The 15,429-nt window shown below is 62.8% G+C and carries 11 protein-coding genes; 4 read left to right on the forward strand and 7 right to left on the reverse strand.

Annotation, left to right across the window (positions count from 1 at the left end; all coding sequences use genetic code 11):
- Nucleotides 1–77 precede the first annotated feature (77 nt).
- Nucleotides 78–605, forward strand: a complete 528-nt coding sequence (locus GS429_RS19015) for a hypothetical protein (protein ID WP_160067115.1) — start codon at nt 78–80, stop codon at nt 603–605.
- Between the two features lie 38 nt (nt 606–643).
- Here GS429_RS19015 and GS429_RS19020 read toward each other — a convergent pair whose 3' ends face one another.
- Nucleotides 644–1,231, reverse strand: coding sequence for a DUF7344 domain-containing protein (locus GS429_RS19020; protein ID WP_160067117.1), 588 nt, complete (start codon nt 1,229–1,231; stop codon nt 644–646).
- A gap of 389 nt (nt 1,232–1,620) precedes the next feature.
- Between GS429_RS19020 and GS429_RS19025 the strand changes: the two genes are divergently transcribed.
- The gene (locus GS429_RS19025) at nt 1,621–2,607 is read left to right on the forward strand and encodes a DUF1616 domain-containing protein (RefSeq protein WP_160067119.1); all 987 of its coding nucleotides are present in this window, start codon (nt 1,621–1,623) and stop codon (nt 2,605–2,607) included.
- Nucleotides 2,608–2,986: 379 nt separating this feature from the next.
- Here the strand turns inward: GS429_RS19025 and GS429_RS19030 are convergent, their stop codons facing one another.
- The 4 genes from GS429_RS19030 to GS429_RS19045 all read right to left on the reverse strand — a co-directional run bounded on the left by GS429_RS19030 (nt 2,987) and on the right by GS429_RS19045 (nt 8,588).
- Nucleotides 2,987–4,966: a glycosyltransferase family protein gene (locus GS429_RS19030; protein WP_160067121.1), complete on the reverse strand. Its 1,980-nt coding sequence runs from the start codon at nt 4,964–4,966 to the stop codon at nt 2,987–2,989.
- A complete protein-coding gene (locus GS429_RS19035; protein WP_160067123.1) occupies nt 4,956–5,918 on the reverse strand; it encodes a glycosyltransferase in 963 nt (320 codons plus the stop codon). Before GS429_RS19035 ends, GS429_RS19030 begins: the two co-directional genes overlap by 11 nt.
- A complete protein-coding gene (locus GS429_RS19040) occupies nt 5,915–6,988 on the reverse strand; it encodes a DUF354 domain-containing protein (RefSeq protein ID WP_328821490.1) in 1,074 nt (357 codons plus the stop codon). The genes GS429_RS19035 and GS429_RS19040 overlap by 4 nt, the downstream gene beginning before the upstream one ends.
- Before the next feature lie 199 nt (nt 6,989–7,187).
- Nucleotides 7,188–8,588: a nucleotide sugar dehydrogenase gene (locus tag GS429_RS19045; RefSeq protein WP_160067125.1), complete on the reverse strand. Its 1,401-nt coding sequence runs from the start codon at nt 8,586–8,588 to the stop codon at nt 7,188–7,190.
- Between the two features lie 343 nt (nt 8,589–8,931).
- Here GS429_RS19045 and GS429_RS19050 point away from each other — a divergent pair, with 343 nt between their 5' ends.
- On the forward strand, nt 8,932–9,591 hold the full coding sequence (locus GS429_RS19050; protein ID WP_160067127.1) for a helix-turn-helix transcriptional regulator: 660 nt from the start codon (nt 8,932–8,934) through the stop codon (nt 9,589–9,591).
- Nucleotides 9,592–10,065: 474 nt separating this feature from the next.
- Complete coding sequence (glmS, locus tag GS429_RS19055; RefSeq protein ID WP_160067129.1) at nt 10,066–11,874, forward strand: glutamine--fructose-6-phosphate transaminase (isomerizing); 1,809 nt, start codon at nt 10,066–10,068, stop codon at nt 11,872–11,874.
- Between the two features lie 899 nt (nt 11,875–12,773).
- On the opposite strand, the gene GS429_RS19060 is transcribed toward glmS, so the two are convergent.
- Together GS429_RS19060 and GS429_RS19065 are read right to left on the reverse strand one after the other, a co-directional pair.
- Nucleotides 12,774–13,670 (reverse strand): carboxypeptidase-like regulatory domain-containing protein, encoded by an 897-nt coding sequence (locus tag GS429_RS19060; protein WP_160067131.1) that lies wholly within the window; start codon nt 13,668–13,670, stop codon nt 12,774–12,776.
- Between the two features lie 516 nt (nt 13,671–14,186).
- Complete coding sequence (locus GS429_RS19065) at nt 14,187–15,173, reverse strand: glycosyltransferase family 2 protein (RefSeq protein WP_160067133.1); 987 nt, start codon at nt 15,171–15,173, stop codon at nt 14,187–14,189.
- Nucleotides 15,174–15,429: the final 256 nt, after the last annotated feature.

Consider the following 15,429-nt stretch of genomic DNA (forward strand, 5'->3'; position numbering starts at 1 on the left):
CGATAATAACCGGATATATCGGTTGCGGTAGCCGAACCGAGAGAATACTTATATGCCAAGAGGTTATAGCGCGGAATATGCGTCTGACGCCGTCCTGGGTCCGCTCGTCGTCGGCCGATTCCGAGAGGGATTGCGCCGGCGATCCCGAGACGACGTCGGGAGTGACGGTCTATCACTCGCCGGGTGAACTCTCCGACGACGGCCCCGGGTCCGACGAGCGAATAGCGGCGTTCGTGCCGGACGCCGACGCCGAACTGCTGGCGATCCTCGCAGAGATGCAGACACCGGCGACCGTCGACGAAGTTACCGATGAGTTGATCGAGCCCGAACGACCGCCGGTCGAAACCTGGGCGGCCGTCCACGAACGACTCCACGAGCACCGGCTTCCGGAACTCGACGCGTCAGACGACATCCAGTTCGACGCGAGTCAGGGTATCGTCGACTGTCCGACGCCCGCCGCGAGGATTGAAATGCAACAGTCCGCAGGTGTTCTCGGAGCGGTTTCGATTGATCTCCGGTTTGTACTCCGTGTCCTGCTCTCGGCTGTACTACTGGGTGCAGTGGCGTTCGTGGTCGCCACGACCGCGTTCGGGCTCGGATACTGAGTTCGGCTCGAGTCAATTCACACAACTGGTAGTCGCTATCAGTTGATGATCCGACTCACAGTGAGGACGGTAAAGAGAAACAGTATCAGCGCACTCAGACCGATCCCCGAAAGGAACGAGGTAAAGGGCAGTTCCATTACTGCGCCGATCAAGACGGCATAACAGACGACTGTCGCACCGATATAGTAGTCGTTCCAGGCCGGATCGGACTGCTGTTCGTCCGTCGACTCGTCCTCCGGATCCAGATTGAGGTACCGATCGATCCGGCTGGCGAGCGGTCTTCGCTCGACGATTCCCCGGTTTTTTTGATACTCGATGATCCCCGCTTCGTCGAGTTTCGAGAGGTGGGACTGATAGAGCGGGATGTAGACGCGTTGACGCTGGGTGGACGTGAGCTCTTCGACGGTGGTATCGTGTTCCCACGCAGCGACCTGTTCTGCGACATCACGCATGCGAACGGGCTCGTCGGTACCGCGAAGGTACCTGAGGACCATCCGTCGACGCTCGTTTTGCAGCAGATGGAAGATTTCGTCTTTCGAGAACGTCGTCGCTTCGGAGGGATGGTCAGACTCGTCATCTTCGTGCTGTCCATCCTGTTCTTCATATCTGATATGTTCTGCTTTCATTGCGCCAGTCTTCCCTAAACAGAAGGGGGTAATAAAGTCTCCAAACCTTACATCCGAGACGTACACAGTTTCAGTTATTTCACGAATTTCTGAATTTGTTTTTCGCGGTTTTAAAACCGCTGAAAGTGCATTCTAAGACGCTCTATCGGCAGCTTGGGAAATCGGGATCGGAAATAATTTCGCGCGATTTCGATCGATAGATACCGCCATATTGAATTCGAGTTTTCGATTATTCTATTTCCGGAACAGTGTCAAGCCGGCAGCAGCCACGGACGGGAATACCAGTGTCGAGATACACATACTTCTGCGTCAGACGGACGTCAGATCGCCCCCGAAGATCGGGCTTATCGGGGCGATAATAAACCCTCGCCGTGCCCACCGTCGAGGAAATGAGCGATACTCACTGGTGGTTTTTCGATTTAGCGGTCGTCATCGCAGTCGCTGGCGTCGTCGCATTCGGCGTATTTTCTGGAATCGACGGTGCTGTAAGAATAGTGGCGATGATTCCGCTCGTCGTCTTTCTTCCCGGGTATGCCCTCGTTTCTGCGCTGTTTCCGGACAAGCCTGACGACGACTATCAATCGTTCGACGAAGAGAAAACGGGCCTCGGAAATCCACTGCTGGTCACCGGCGGACTCGAGACGATCGAGCGGTTCGTTCTGTCAGTAGTGTGTAGCGTAGCACTCGTTTCGTCGATTGCCCTTCTGTCGTCCGCAACCCCTAGGGGTTTGACCCTCGAACCGGTGCTTTCCGGGATCTCGTTGCTCACGGTTATTCTAACACTCATTGCTATCGGTTGTCGCTATCGGTGTTCACCGGAGCGACGATACGCACCATCGTTCTCGTTCGGGTCACTGTTTTTCGGCCGGGATGGGCCGAATATCTACGCGCAAACGAATCCGCGACCGTACAACGTCGCAATCGTACTCGGCCTGGTGCTGGTGGTCGCGACCGCCGGCTTCGCGGTCGCGAACCCGCCGGAACGCAACGGGTTTACCGAATTTTCGGTCGAAACGGAGCCCGTTACTGGGGACGTAGAGACCATGTACGAGTCGACGTACACCGCTGGGGAGTCTCAGGAGCTACAGGCCGCGATCACCAATCAGGAAGGGGACGAACGCACGTACACGACCGTTGCGTTGCTCCAGGAGGTGAGTTACGAGGACGGTGTGACCGTCCGCGAGACCGCGGAGATGGATCGTCGGTCGACAACGATCGCAGACGGCGAAACACGCGAGCAGACGCTCGAGATTACGCCGACGACGGATGGACCGGAGTTCCGGTTGACACTGTTACTCTACGAGGACGAGCCGCCGACGGAGCCTACGGCGGACAGCGCATATCGCGTGATTCAGCTGCCGATCGACGTCGAGTAACCGATCTGGCGGAGCCTCCGCCACTCGAGTCCCTCGGTGATAGCGTATTGGGTTATAATGTGGGGGTCGGCCTTGCTATCGAGTGCGGTTTGTGTTATAGAGTGTCCGCTTCCTCCACGAGGTCAAGTCGTTCGAGAATCACCGATTCCTGTGCGCAGGGAAATCGCAGATTTGCGGACGGCCTCGTCACGTCCGGTTCGCAGTTCTGTGAACGGAGATCACTGATCGGCCGAGATCGAACATTGGTTGTTGGTGTTTGCGTACGCACGTGATCCGTCGATATCGGCTACCCGTCGGCCGTCTCGAGCTGGTCGAGTGCGGCCGCTACTCACCGAATCGGCGAGAGCGCCACGAGAAAGAGCGGGCGGTGAAACGACGACTACCCGGATACTGCCGAGGCCGTACACATCGTGACGTCGCCGTTCGTGTAGACGGTCGCTTGGTCCGGGGTACAGAGCCGGTCCTGTGAAACCGGCTCGAGTCGCCCGTTCCCGTCGGCGTCGGTGAAGTACGTCCCGCCGGTCGACTGCGTCGATCGGGCGACGGCGTACTCGTGATCGGCGACGCCGTCGTCCGGGACCGTTGCGGTCGTCGTCGACGGATACGCCCCGGTTCGGCTGAGCAGCGTCTGGTACGGATGGTCGGTGTGGAGTTGCTGATCGGGACGGATCTCGCCGCCGTCCGGCGAGCCGGTCAGTTCAGCGATCGACTCGGCTGCGGCGAGTTCCGATTCGTCGTACGCGAGTCGTTCGTGGCGGTCGTCGAAGACCGGATTGTCGACGTTGCTCTCGGCCGCCAAAATCATCGCACCCGGATAGACGAGCACGAACACCAGGAGGACGGAGAGGACGAGCGACGGGTTGAGTCCCCGGCTCAGCGTCCGCAAGCCGATCGCCCCGAGGATCGCCATCGGAGCGAAGAGAAACGCAAACCACCGCGTCGGGATGAAGTTTCGGATCCCGAACATCGGCAGTCCGAGGACGAATACCAGCATGAAGGCTGTCGCCAACAGGAGTGTAAACACCGACTGCTCGGCGCGGCGACGGTGGACGACGTACAGACAGCCGACGAACGTCGCGCCGAGTAAGAACAGAAAGCCGAGCGCGTCCACGTACGGAACGGCCTGCTCGAGCAGCGTCGGTGTGGCCTCGGCTCCCCCTTCGGCCGCGTCCGACGAGGAGTCACTGGCGATGTTGAGAAAGCCGGCGCTCTCCTCTAGCGTTTGGTTGAAGAAGCTCAGGACGGTTGCCAGAAACGACTGCTGGCGGTACGGCGTCAGCGACCAGACGAAGATCGTCAGCCCGAAGTTGAAGATGACGAGACCGACGAGGTTGACGGGTTTTTTCGCCCGGAAAACGCTCGTGTCGAGTCGGCTCAGGCCGAGCGGCCCGATCTCGAACAGGAGTTGGGCGATAAACGCTGCGAGCAACAGAACGAGCATGATGAACGTCGACACCTGGTGGGTCAGGATGACGGCGACGCTCAACAGGAGCAGCAGGGAGAAGTCCCGGAACGTGTACTCGATCCGCATCACGCGGATCAGTGCGTACAGCATGCCGAGGAAGAAGACCAGTCCAAGACTCGTCGGGATGAGATGCATCCCCCACATCGCGACGTGACTGGCGAGGGCGTAACAGGCCGTCGCCAGCGTCGCCCACCGCGGCGAGACCAGCAGGTTCGTCGTCGCGTAGACGAGCAAGACCGAGAGCGGCATCACGAGGCCGACGGAGAGGACCACTGCGGTGCGGATCGAAACGTCGTACAGCAACGACGACGCGGCGACTAACAGGTGGTAAAACGGCGAGGCGTAGTGTTTGTCGTCGGCGATTCCGCTCACGGACTGCTCGGCGAGAATCGCGCGTGTGAGTTCGGCGTGCGTCCAGATGTCGATTCCGATGTAGCCGGGGGTTGCATACAGCGCGGTAAACCGAAAGACGAACGCAAAGCAGACGATCTGGACCAACAGGAGTCCGACGTGAAGGTCACGGTCGTCCGCGAAGACGATCTGACCGATCACGAGCGTACCGACCATACCTGCCAGTCCGAAGAAGAGCGGCGTTCGCGTCCCCTGTGCGACGGTCAGGGCGATGAGTCCGGCGAGACCCGACAGGACGATGCTCGGGAGGGCCATCGACACCGCTGAGGGAAGCGTCGGGACCGCCCGCGACTGGTCCCGTTGATACAGGGAAACGAGATACAGCACACACGCGGTACCGAGGATCGGCGGGACCGTGTTGAGGTAGATCTGGGAGGCAAACAGCCGCAGCGGCAACAGCGCCAGCGCGATCAGGAGGCCGCCGATCGCCGCGACGGTATCGAGTCGCAACGGTCGCAGTTCCGACAGCGATCTATACTCCATGGCCAACCCCCGTTCGACGGGCCGCCGACCCGTCTCGCTCGAGCACCCGACGGTACAGTCCGTGGAGGTTCTCGCCGAGCGTCTCGAGGGCCAGTCCATCGATCGCGTCGCGGCCATCGGATCGACGACCGGGTTCGACGACGGACTCGAGGCCGTCGACCAGTTGGCTATCGTCGTCGCTGACGAGACAGTCGGTAACCCCTTCGATCGTCTCGCGGACGAACCCGACGTCTGTCGAGACGACCGGCAGGTTACACGCGGCGGCCTCCTTGACGACCATCGGCCCGCTTTCGCGTTTCGAGGTCACGAGGAGGACGTCGCTCGCGTTCATGTAGTACGGCATCGCCTCGTGGTCCACGCCGGTGATCGGCCGCAGTTCAATATCGATATCAGCCCGTTCGACCAGGCGGCGAGCCCGGGGGAAGTCCTTGACAGCACGGCTGCGATCGTACGGGAACAGCGCGACCGGCCGGTCCGTATCCCAGCCGACACGTTCGCGGGCCCGCCGGCGGGAAATCGGCCGGAACAGGTCGGTGTCGACGCCGAAGGGGATCAGTTCGTGCTCGGTCTCGAGCGCTCGTGACAAGGTCCGGTTCGGAACGACCGCGGCGTCAGCACGGCGGGCTCCGTACCGACTGATCGCTCGGAGCCAACCCAGATCGCTCATTAGATCCGTCCCCCACAGAGACACCACGACCGGTCGGGTCGGCTGGGCGAACGCGAACGGGACGACGAGCCCGTAGTTCGCGTGAATAAGGTCGTACTCCGCGGATCGGACCGCCGAGAGGACCTTCGGATAGAACCGCGCGTAATCCAGGGCCGACCGGTCCGAATTGCCGCCGTGAGAGCCGGGGACGCCGAGGACGGTGCAGTCGACGCCCTGCTCCTCGAGAGCCGCCACCTGCTGGTCGAAAAACGGCCGCGGCGAGGTAACCAACTGGAGGACCTTCATCGGTAGCTCGTTCCGGTCGCGGGCGTCGATCGGTTCGCGGCGTGCGAACGAGCGAGCGTCCCGATCCGGCGGACGACGAATGCCGCCACATCGATCCGGTCGTCGAGGAGTCGGGCCCGGCGTCGCTCCCACGTGCCGGGTGACGTCTCGACGACGGCGTCGATCTGCTCGAGCGCTCGCCCGTGTCGATCGGCCCCGTCGAACCCGAACAGCAGTCCGTATTCGTCCTCGAGTTCGGCCGTGTAGCCGAGCGACGCCGGGTTCACGTAGACCGCCGGCGTGCCGAGGACGGCCGCTTCGGCAGCGGTCGTCGCGCCCTCGCTAACGACGATATCGGCGTAGGCGAGCAGATCGTGCATGCACTCGGGCGGCGTCGTGAACTGGTACGGTTCGAGGTCGGCCGGCGGCGTTCCCTCTGCCGTCAGCAGGACCTGCAGTCCCGCCGCCTCGAGTCTGTCGATGACGTCTCGCGGGTCGTCGAACCCTCCGTTTCCGACGTCGTGTGAGGCGTCCCAACTGCTGAGTCGAACGACGGCGAACTCGTCGTCCGGCGACAGGCCGGCTTCCTCGATGACCGACGGATCGGGGTCAAACCGGTCGGGGTGGAGATAGGCGAGTTCGTGATAGCCAGGGTACCGCTCCTGTCCGGAGTCGAGCGTCTCCCGATAGCACGCCGGGGTGCAGATCACGTCCGCGAACGGGTAGGCGAGTTTCGTGATGAGCGTCGCGTGTTCGGTGTCGTAGAAGACGAGACTCTTCGTGCCCAACACCGTGGCGACGTGGGCAGCGGCGACGCCGCCGATGGCCGCGATCACGTCCGGACCGATCCGTCGGACGCGACGCAGCAGTCGCGTCTCGTAGGTCGCCTGTACGGCGGCGAGCGAGAGCAGCGAGTCGGACTCGGCGGCCAGCACCTCGTGGTCGATCCCGTAGGCCTCGAGGAGGTCGATCGCCACGTCGTTCTCGCGGGCGAAGACGTGGACCTCGTGCCCGCGGGACTCGAGTTCGTTGATCGGGTGGCGAAAGAAGTGGACGTGTCCGGGATGCTGGACCGTGATCACTATTCGCACGGTCAGCCCACCTCCGCGATGCCGTCGCCGTTTCGGCCGGTACTCGGAACGGTCGGGTGCTCCAGTCCGCTCCCCCCGTACGGATCGGTACTGCGCGGTCCCGGTGATCGCCCGAACAGGGCAGCGATCGCCGGGGCCGAACGACGACGGGCCGTACCAGTCCCGTCGTTCTCGGTATCGAACGCGTGACTCCGGCCCATCATACCCTCCGGTAGACGAACCCCGCCTCGGTGGCTGGTGCTTCCTCGAGCGCCCCCGTCACGTCGATCAGCGCCGGGTCCGCCGCGAGTTGGCTCGCCACGGCCTCGAGATCCAACTGCTCGAACTCCGCGTGGGGCGTCGCGAGCAGGACGGCGTCGAACCCTTCGAAGGAGAGTCGGTCCTGAACGTCGATGCCGAGCGATTCCCGGACCGCATCGTCGTCCGTAAACGGATCGAACCCCTTGACGTCGATATCGTACTCCCGGAGCGTGTCGACGACGTCCGTGACCTTCGAGCTTCGAATGTCGCCGACGCCGGGTTTGTAGGCTAATCCCAGGACCAGCACGCGGCTGTCTCGAAGCGTCTTGTGACACTCGTTGAGCGCCTTAATCGTCAGTTCGGCGACGTAGTCAGGCACCGACTCGTTTACCTTGCGGCTCGTCCGCATGAGTTCGGGGTCGAACCCTTCCCGGGCCGATCGATACGTCAAAAAGTACGGATCGACCGGGATACAGTGACCGCCGACCAGTCCCGGCCGGTAGTCGTGGAAGTTCCACTTCGTCCCCGCGGCCTCGAGAACCGCCTGACCGTCCACGTCCAGCCGCTCGAGGGCCATCGAGAGCTCGTTGACGAACGCGATGTTGAGGTCGCGTTGGGTGTTCTCGACGACCTTACACGCTTCGGCGACCTCGATCGACGGCGCACGGTGGACGCCCGCGTCGACGACCGACTCGTAGAGGCTTGCCACGTCCTCGAGTACCGCCTCGTTCTGTCCGCTAACGACTTTGACGACGTCCGCGAGCCCGTGTTCCTCGTCCCCGGGCGTCGCCCGCTCCGGCGAGTAGCCGACGAAGAAGTCCGATCCCGCGGCGAGATCGGACGCGTCCTCGAGCGCCGGCACGAGTACCTCGCGTGTCGATCCGGGGTAGACGGTCGACTCGAGAACGACGGTCGTTCCGGGCCCCATCTTCGAGCCGACGGTGGTCGCCGCGCTCTCGACGTAGCTGAGATCCGGCTGCTCGTCGCCGTCGATCGGCGTCGGCACGGCGATGATGACGTAGTCCGCGTCGCGAATCTCGGCCGCGTCGGTAGTGTAAGTAATGTCGTCGTCCTGTACCGCCTCGTCGGAGAGGTCGCCGGTCGTGTCCGTCCCCGCTCGAAGCCGTTCGACCGTCGATTCGTCGACGTCGTACCCGATCACGCGGTAGTTCGACCGCGCGAAGCCGACCGCGAGGGGCAGGCCGACGTAGCCGAGTCCGACGACGCAGACCGTCGCCGTCTGAGCGACCCCGTCCTCGGTGTGCTCGAAGGTCGTTCCCCGCTCGCTCGATCGCAGTGCGTACCGATCGCGCTCTCGTTCATCTGCCCGGTTCTCAGTGTCGGTGATTGTCGTGGTCATGGGTTGATACGGTGTCGTTGGGCCGCCACACAGCCGCGTGCGACGGTATCTGACCGACCGGTTCGGTTCGCGGTCGTCGATCCAGCCAAGACACGTCGGGCGGTTTACTATAGCGCGGATAAACGGTTTCAGCGCGCTCATTCGGCGACGGAAGCGGTTCACAGGATGGCTACTCGAAGATCAGTACAGACTCGTCCGATCGCCGAGACGGCAGCTTAGAACGGTGTTAAATCCGGCTATACACATCCATAATGAAGGTTCCGCGGAGCACAGGACCAGTGCGGTCGGCGACAGTGCGTTCGCAGTGCTCCGTTGACACGCCGACCGCACACACCGCAAATCCATGGCGCCCACTTCCCACCTTGGAGTCAGAACCGTGCTCGCGTCGATCCAGTCCGCCGTATCGACCGACGGGGTTCCGGCTTCGAGTCTCCAGTTCGACGGACACGTGATCGCATCGACGCTACTGCCGAGGATCAGCGATCGATCCGGTGGACCGATATCCTGGCCGTCGATCGTCCGCGGCCCGTCGTTCTGGGAGGGGGCCTTGATCGTCGCGTTGTTCCTGTTGATCAGCGGACTCGTCGGAATCCGTCTCGCCGAGTTCGTGTCGGATCGCGACCTCGAACTCGAGCGTCCGACGCTCCCGCCCGAAGCCGAGACGTCGGTCGAAACGCCCGCGACGGACGAAAGGGATCGCTCACCCACCGCGGATCACCGGCCCTACGAGCAGTACCTGTCGCCCGACACGCCGCCCGAACTCCTGAGCGACGACGGGAAGGTGGTTCGGCTGCTCGTCGAGAACGACGGCCGCATTCGTCAACACCGGATCGCCGACGAAACCGGCTGGTCGAAGTCGAAAGTCAGTCGCATCTGCTCGCAGATGCACGCCGATGGGACGATCGAGAAACGGTCTGTCGGCCGCGAAAACCTCATCACCCTGTCCGAACGGCAGGCAGACGAGACGACGGAGTCGGACGATATCGAGAACCCCGCTGCGTAACGGCCGTTCCGTCGAGAAGACGGGTATTTTCCGGGAGCGTCATCCGATTGTCACACGTCGTCGGGTCCTGCTCGGACGGCGACTCGAGCCGACGACCTGTCGACGCGGGCGCACGCGTTCTACGTTCGAGTGAGGTCAACCGAGCCGGCCGGGCGTGAGACTGACGCGACTGGCCGCCGAAACGATTGTTGTACACAGCGCAATCGAACGCGGCGTCATACGGGCGACGGCGTCGGGCTTATTCGTGGTATAGTAATGGCCCGTACCGCAGTTGGGATGGGTAGCGGCCCGCCTCCGTCGCGTCGACGGCAACGGGCCGGAGACAACAATGATACGCACCAGCACTGTTCCGCAGGCAGCCGTCTCGCACCGACCGGATACGACCGACCCGAACGTGGTCCGTCGCGTCGCACGCCGTTCGTTCGGCAGTGGGTCGTGGCCGACAGCCGTCGCCGGGACGAAGGTGACCGGCTGATGTGCGGAATCATCGCGCGTATCGGCCACGGAAACGCGACCGAAACGCTGCTTTCCGGCCTCGAGAACCTCGAGTACCGAGGCTACGACTCGGCCGGAATCGCCGTGCAAAACGGGTCCGGCGTCAAGGTCCACAAATGCTCGGGCCAGGTGTCGGACCTCAAGTCGTCGCTCGAAGGGCGTCCGCACGGAAATATGGGCATCGGCCACACCCGCTGGAGCACGCACGGTCCGCCGACCGACGAAAACGCCCACCCGCACACGGACACGGCGGGCGACGTTGCAGTCGTCCATAACGGCGTCATCGACAACTACGACGAACTCAAAGCCGAGTTGCGGGCGCTGGGTCACGAGTTCGAAAGCGATACCGACACCGAAGTCATCCCGCACCTGATCGATGAGTACCTGGGGACGTGCGACGACACCGAGCGGGCCGTCCGGCGGGCCGTCGACACCCTCGAGGGAAGCTACGCCATCGCCGCGATCGTCGACGGCGAAGAACGCGTGTACGCCGCACGGAAGGGCTCTCCACTCGTGCTGGGCCTCGACGACTCGGAGTGGTTCCTCGCCAGCGACGTCCCGGCGTTTCTCGATTACACTGACGAGGTTATCTACCTCGAGGACGGTGATATCGTCGTCCTCGAGCCGGATTCCTACTGGATTTCCGATCTCGAGGGGAACCCGGTCGACCGGTCGGTCGACACCGTCGACTGGGATCCGGAAGACGCGGGGAAAGGTGAGTACGACCACTACATGCGCAAAGAGATCGATAGTCAGCCGACGGCTCTCGCCAACACGATCGAGGGCCGGATCGACGGCGACGATGTCGTCTTCGAGAACCTCCCGCCCGGGTCGTTCGAGGAAATCGAGACGGTCCAGTTCGTCGCCTGTGGGACGTCCTATCACGCGGCGATGTACGGCGGTCAGCAGTTGCGGGAGGCCGGCGTTCGAACGGAAATCCTCCGTGCGACCGAGTACGGTGCCACGTCCGGTCCCGTCGACGAACGCACGCTCGTCGTGGCGGTTACCCAGAGCGGCGAAACGGCGGACACGCTCGATGCGGTCCGACGGGCGACCGATCAGGGTGCCCGGTCGCTCGCCGTGACCAACGTCGTCGGCTCGACGGCCGCTCGCGAAGCCGACGAGGCGGTTTACATCCGGGCCGGGCCGGAAGTCGGCGTCGCCGCGACGAAGACCTACTCCTCGCAGTCGGTGACGCTCGCCTTGCTCACTCAGCGTATCGCCGCGGACGTTCCCGACGCGACGCCCGTCGCCGATCGAGCGGAGATGCTCGAATCCCTCACGGCCCTCCCGGATCACCTCGAAACCGTCCTCGAGACGAGCCAGGCTGAGACGCTCGCTCGAGAGTATCTCGACAGCGAGTCGTACTTCTTCATCGGGAACGGGCTCGGCCACTCGGTGGCTCTGGAGGGTGCACTGAAGTTCAAGGAGATCACCTACGAACACGCCGAAGGCTTTTCGTCTGGTGAACTCAAACACGGCCCGCTCGCGCTCGTGACCGAGGAATCGCCGATATTTGCGGTTTCGACGGGCAGCAACGACGAGAAGACGAAAACAAACGCGATCGAGGCCCGGTCTCGTGGCGCCCCGATCGTCGCCGTCGGTCCGGAAAACGCCCCGCTAGCCGATGTCACCGAAACGCAGCTGTCGGTGCCCGATACCCATCCCGTCTGGGCGGGCCTTCTCGCGAACGTCCAGTTGCAGTTACTCTCCTATCACGCCGCGGAGCTACGCGATCGGCCGATCGATAAGCCGCGCAATCTCGCGAAGAGCGTCACGGTCGAATAATCGGGACGGCTCCGTCTCGAGGACTGATCGACGCGTCCGTTCGATAGTTCGAACCCGGTGTCGGTACGACCGTACTGGCCGTTTCTTCGATCGATTATCAACGAACCAGACGACAGCGGCGCGGCTCTCGAGCGCCCCTCGCGAATCCGCTCGAGACGGAACTCGGACCGGCGGTAGCCACCCATCGTCGCGGCGTCCCCCGAACGGCCGACGAGCGGAGACCGGCGTTCAAACGCTTCGTCCCAGAGCGTGTCGCACGGGTCGTCGAAGGGAGCGCCATCCCCTCGAGAGGGCGCAAACGATGACGAACTGTTCGAGCGAATCGCCGACACCTACGAGGACGTCGGTCACCACCAACCCGAAAGGAACGGAAGCGATTCGTCGACACCGATCGTTCGTACTCCGCAACCTCGGCTACTCTGGACGTGTCGTTTCGCGGACGGACGCCTCGGCCGGAAGGGAGCCTCGAAACCAACCGTCGACTCATCTCCATCGCCGCCGTTCTCGTCGATCGGCAGCCGGGTATCTGGAGCGGATGTAACGGTATCAGACGGGGACGGTACGGGTCGCGTGTCGGTTTCGGAACGTGTGACGTCGGGACCGAAGCGTCATCGATATTCGTCGATCGAGTCGGGAAGAACGGTGCTGAACTGACAGTCGCTCCTGAAACGCTTGACACACCAATGAGAACGCGATCCTGCGGTCGGATGTGTATTGTGGCAACCGCTACGCTAGTTTCGTTCCGGGCGTCGACGGCAGGATCGAACCAGATCGCGGGGACCGGTTCGACCCTTCCGTTCAGGCCTGGGGAGGAACGAGCGGCCTCTCGTGCGTGAACTGCTGAGCGAAGTCGTGCGACGGGTGGCGATTTCGCTCGTCAGTCGAGGCTTGGGAGGGTACTAGTCGTCCGTCTCCTCGAGCGTCAGCGTGACCGTTTCGTCTCCGCCGTCGATCTCGACCGTTTCCTCCGTCTCCTCGTAGCCGTCCGCTTCGGCGATGATCACGTAGTCGTCGTCCGCGAGGTCGAACTCGATCTCGCCGTCGTCGTCGACCGAGTCGGGCTCGCTCGAGCCGGAGTCGGCCTCGACCACGACGGTGGCTTCGTCTATCGGATCACCGTCGCCGTCTTCGACGATCGCCGTCAGCGTGTGGGTTTCGGTGCCACCATCGCCGTCGTCACTCTCGTCGTCTGCGTCCTCGAGCGTCAGCGTGACCGATTCGTCGTCGCCGTCGACTTCGACCGACGCTTCGGTATCTTCGTAGCCGTCCGCTTCGGCGATGACCGTGTACTCGTCGTCCGCGAGGTCGAACTCGACCTCGCCGTCGTCGTCGACCGAGTCGGGCTCGCTCGAGCCGGAGTCGGCCTCGACTACGACGGTGGCTTCATCTATCGGATCGCCGTCGTCGTCTTCGACGGTGGCCGTGAGCGTGTGCGTGTCGGTGTCGTTATCGGCGTCTCGAGAGTCGTCGGTGTCATCGCTTTCATCACCTGTATTCTCGTCGTCGCTCCCGGTGTCGTTCTCGTTGTCACTCTCGTTGTCGTTGTCGCCGTCTTCATCGTCGCTTCCGCCCCCGGCACCGTCCGCGTCGTCGGTGGCGTCGACATCGCCTTCGCGGGGCTCCCCCTCGCTCCAATCGTCGCTGATCGAGCCGATCGCGCCGCCGACGGACGCCCCGCTCGCCGCGAGAACCAGTCCGGCCACCAGAAACGCGATGCCACTGACGGTGAGCAAGAGCTGAACGCTGGTCTGAATCGATCGGTTCTCCGCCTGCCGTCGTCGGATGTTGGGGCCCATTGTGGTACTGAGAGTGGCTGCGGTCGTTGATCGGTTACGGACTCGCCGTTCTACCTGTTCTCGAGGCGACGGGATCCGACCCGGCGGTGGCCGAGGGGCGGGGAGTTGCCGCTCGGTCGAGGTCCGCAACCTCCAGCGTTCCGCAACCGTTTCCAGTCGTCGAGGGACGCCGATCCGGCGGTCGGTTCGGGCACCATCGCTGGCACGAGAATCGGTTCGGGCTCCACTGCCGGCGCTGTCGTCTAAATCGCAGCGGCGTGGACGGATACATTACGCGGCAGTTGTTCCGCTCGGCGGTTCACTATACGGTGGATAAAACGGTTTCACCGGCCGAAACGGTACCGAAAAGCGTACCGCTGCGTTCCGTCATCGAGACGCTGGACCGGTGGCTCGAGCATATCCCGTCGCTCGAGACCGGGTCCGTTTGAAAACCGTAACCCGATCGGACTGAGCGGTTCCAGTCAGCGCCGGCGGAGAACGCGACCAGTGTCTCCCGTCGCGGCTGACCCCCGTCGGTTACGCTCTCGGATCCAGTTTGGTCTCGGCCGATTGATCGAACTGCGAGTCGACGACGGTATCGCGGACGGAGCGAACGAAATCGAGTGCCGCCGGTCCGAGGAGCGCGAAACAACAGACCGCGAGGCTGGCGACCGACGGCCCGAATTTCGTCGCTTTCCAGCCGTATTTGAACGCGCGCTGTCGGTTGTTGCGGTCGATTTCGGTCCAGCCGTAGGAGACGTGGCGACTGTACCGCAATCGGCGTTCGATCTCCGGATACCGTTCGATCTCCTTGCGGTACTTGGACCAGAGTTGTCCCGAGATATCCATCGCCTTGTCGAGATCGAGGTGTGGCTGTTCGACCTGTTCGGCGAACCCCTGACTGACGTTCTGTTCGTGAAACTGCCGAACGACCAGCGGTTCGTCGACGTACTCGTACTCGTACTCGCGGGCGAGTCGAATCGTGTGGTCCCAGTCTTCGCCGCACTCGAAGTCGGTGTCGTAGCCGCCGACCGTCTCGAAACACTCCGCACGGATCATGTGACTCGAGTACGGTTTGAGGCTGAACCCCGCGAGTATTTCCGGGTAGATATCACCGCGCATCGACGGCGAGTAGGTGCCGACGATCCGACCGTTCTGGCGAACGAATCCGCCGGTGTAGACGACGCCGCAGTCCGGATTGGCGTCCATCACGGCCAGCTGTTTCTCGACCTTGTCCGGATCCCAACGGTCGTCGTCGTCCAGAATACAGAGATACTCGCCCCGTGCGTGCTCGATCGCGCGATTCCGGCTCGCCGCGATCCCGAGCCGCTCCTCGTTGTAGATCGGGCGCACGCGATCGTCGTCGTCGTATCGCTCGAGAACGTCCCGCGTTTCGACGGCCGGCGGATCACAGACGATCACGACTTCGAGTTCGTCGTGGGTCTGGGCGAGCGCCGTCTCGACCGCTCCCTCGATGAACGCTGGCCGATCGTAGGTGGGAACGATTACGCTGACGAGCGTCATGGCCGAAGTTCACCTGTCGGGCCGATCTGGCGAGCGAGGGTGTGATTATGCGCGACTGTACACATATCCGGAGCAATCAGTCTGAGATACTTATTCTTACAGCGGATTCTCGTTGTTTGATGACTACTATGGAGAGCTAGCCGTGTCGTTCGATCGAGAGATTTCGATCGCTCGCTCAAAACGCGATATATGGCATCCTGGCGTGTCTTACGGTAAATTAGCGGTTGGTTTCGTACCGGTTACGATCGAGATTCGG

Source organism: Natronorubrum halalkaliphilum (assembly GCF_009834785.1).
GTDB classification, from domain to species: Archaea; Halobacteriota; Halobacteria; order Halobacteriales; family Natrialbaceae; genus Natronorubrum; species Natronorubrum halalkaliphilum.

What these genes read in the sequence shown, in the direction of transcription:
- GS429_RS19015 (WP_160067115.1), top strand. Translation starts at nt 78, where the DNA reads ATGCGTCTGACGCCGTCCTGGGTCCGCTCGTCGTCGGCCGATTCCGAG.
- GS429_RS19020 (WP_160067117.1), bottom strand. Translation starts at nt 1,231, where the DNA reads ATGAAAGCAGAACATATCAGATATGAAGAACAGGATGGACAGCACGAA.
- GS429_RS19025 (WP_160067119.1), top strand. Translation starts at nt 1,621, where the DNA reads ATGAGCGATACTCACTGGTGGTTTTTCGATTTAGCGGTCGTCATCGCA.
- GS429_RS19030 (WP_160067121.1), bottom strand. Translation starts at nt 4,966, where the DNA reads ATGGAGTATAGATCGCTGTCGGAACTGCGACCGTTGCGACTCGATACC.
- GS429_RS19035 (WP_160067123.1), bottom strand. Translation starts at nt 5,918, where the DNA reads ATGAAGGTCCTCCAGTTGGTTACCTCGCCGCGGCCGTTTTTCGACCAG.
- GS429_RS19045 (WP_160067125.1), bottom strand. Translation starts at nt 8,588, where the DNA reads ATGACCACGACAATCACCGACACTGAGAACCGGGCAGATGAACGAGAG.
- GS429_RS19050 (WP_160067127.1), top strand. Translation starts at nt 8,932, where the DNA reads ATGGCGCCCACTTCCCACCTTGGAGTCAGAACCGTGCTCGCGTCGATC.
- glmS (WP_160067129.1), top strand. Translation starts at nt 10,066, where the DNA reads ATGTGCGGAATCATCGCGCGTATCGGCCACGGAAACGCGACCGAAACG.
- GS429_RS19060 (WP_160067131.1), bottom strand. Translation starts at nt 13,670, where the DNA reads ATGGGCCCCAACATCCGACGACGGCAGGCGGAGAACCGATCGATTCAG.
- GS429_RS19065 (WP_160067133.1), bottom strand. Translation starts at nt 15,173, where the DNA reads ATGACGCTCGTCAGCGTAATCGTTCCCACCTACGATCGGCCAGCGTTC.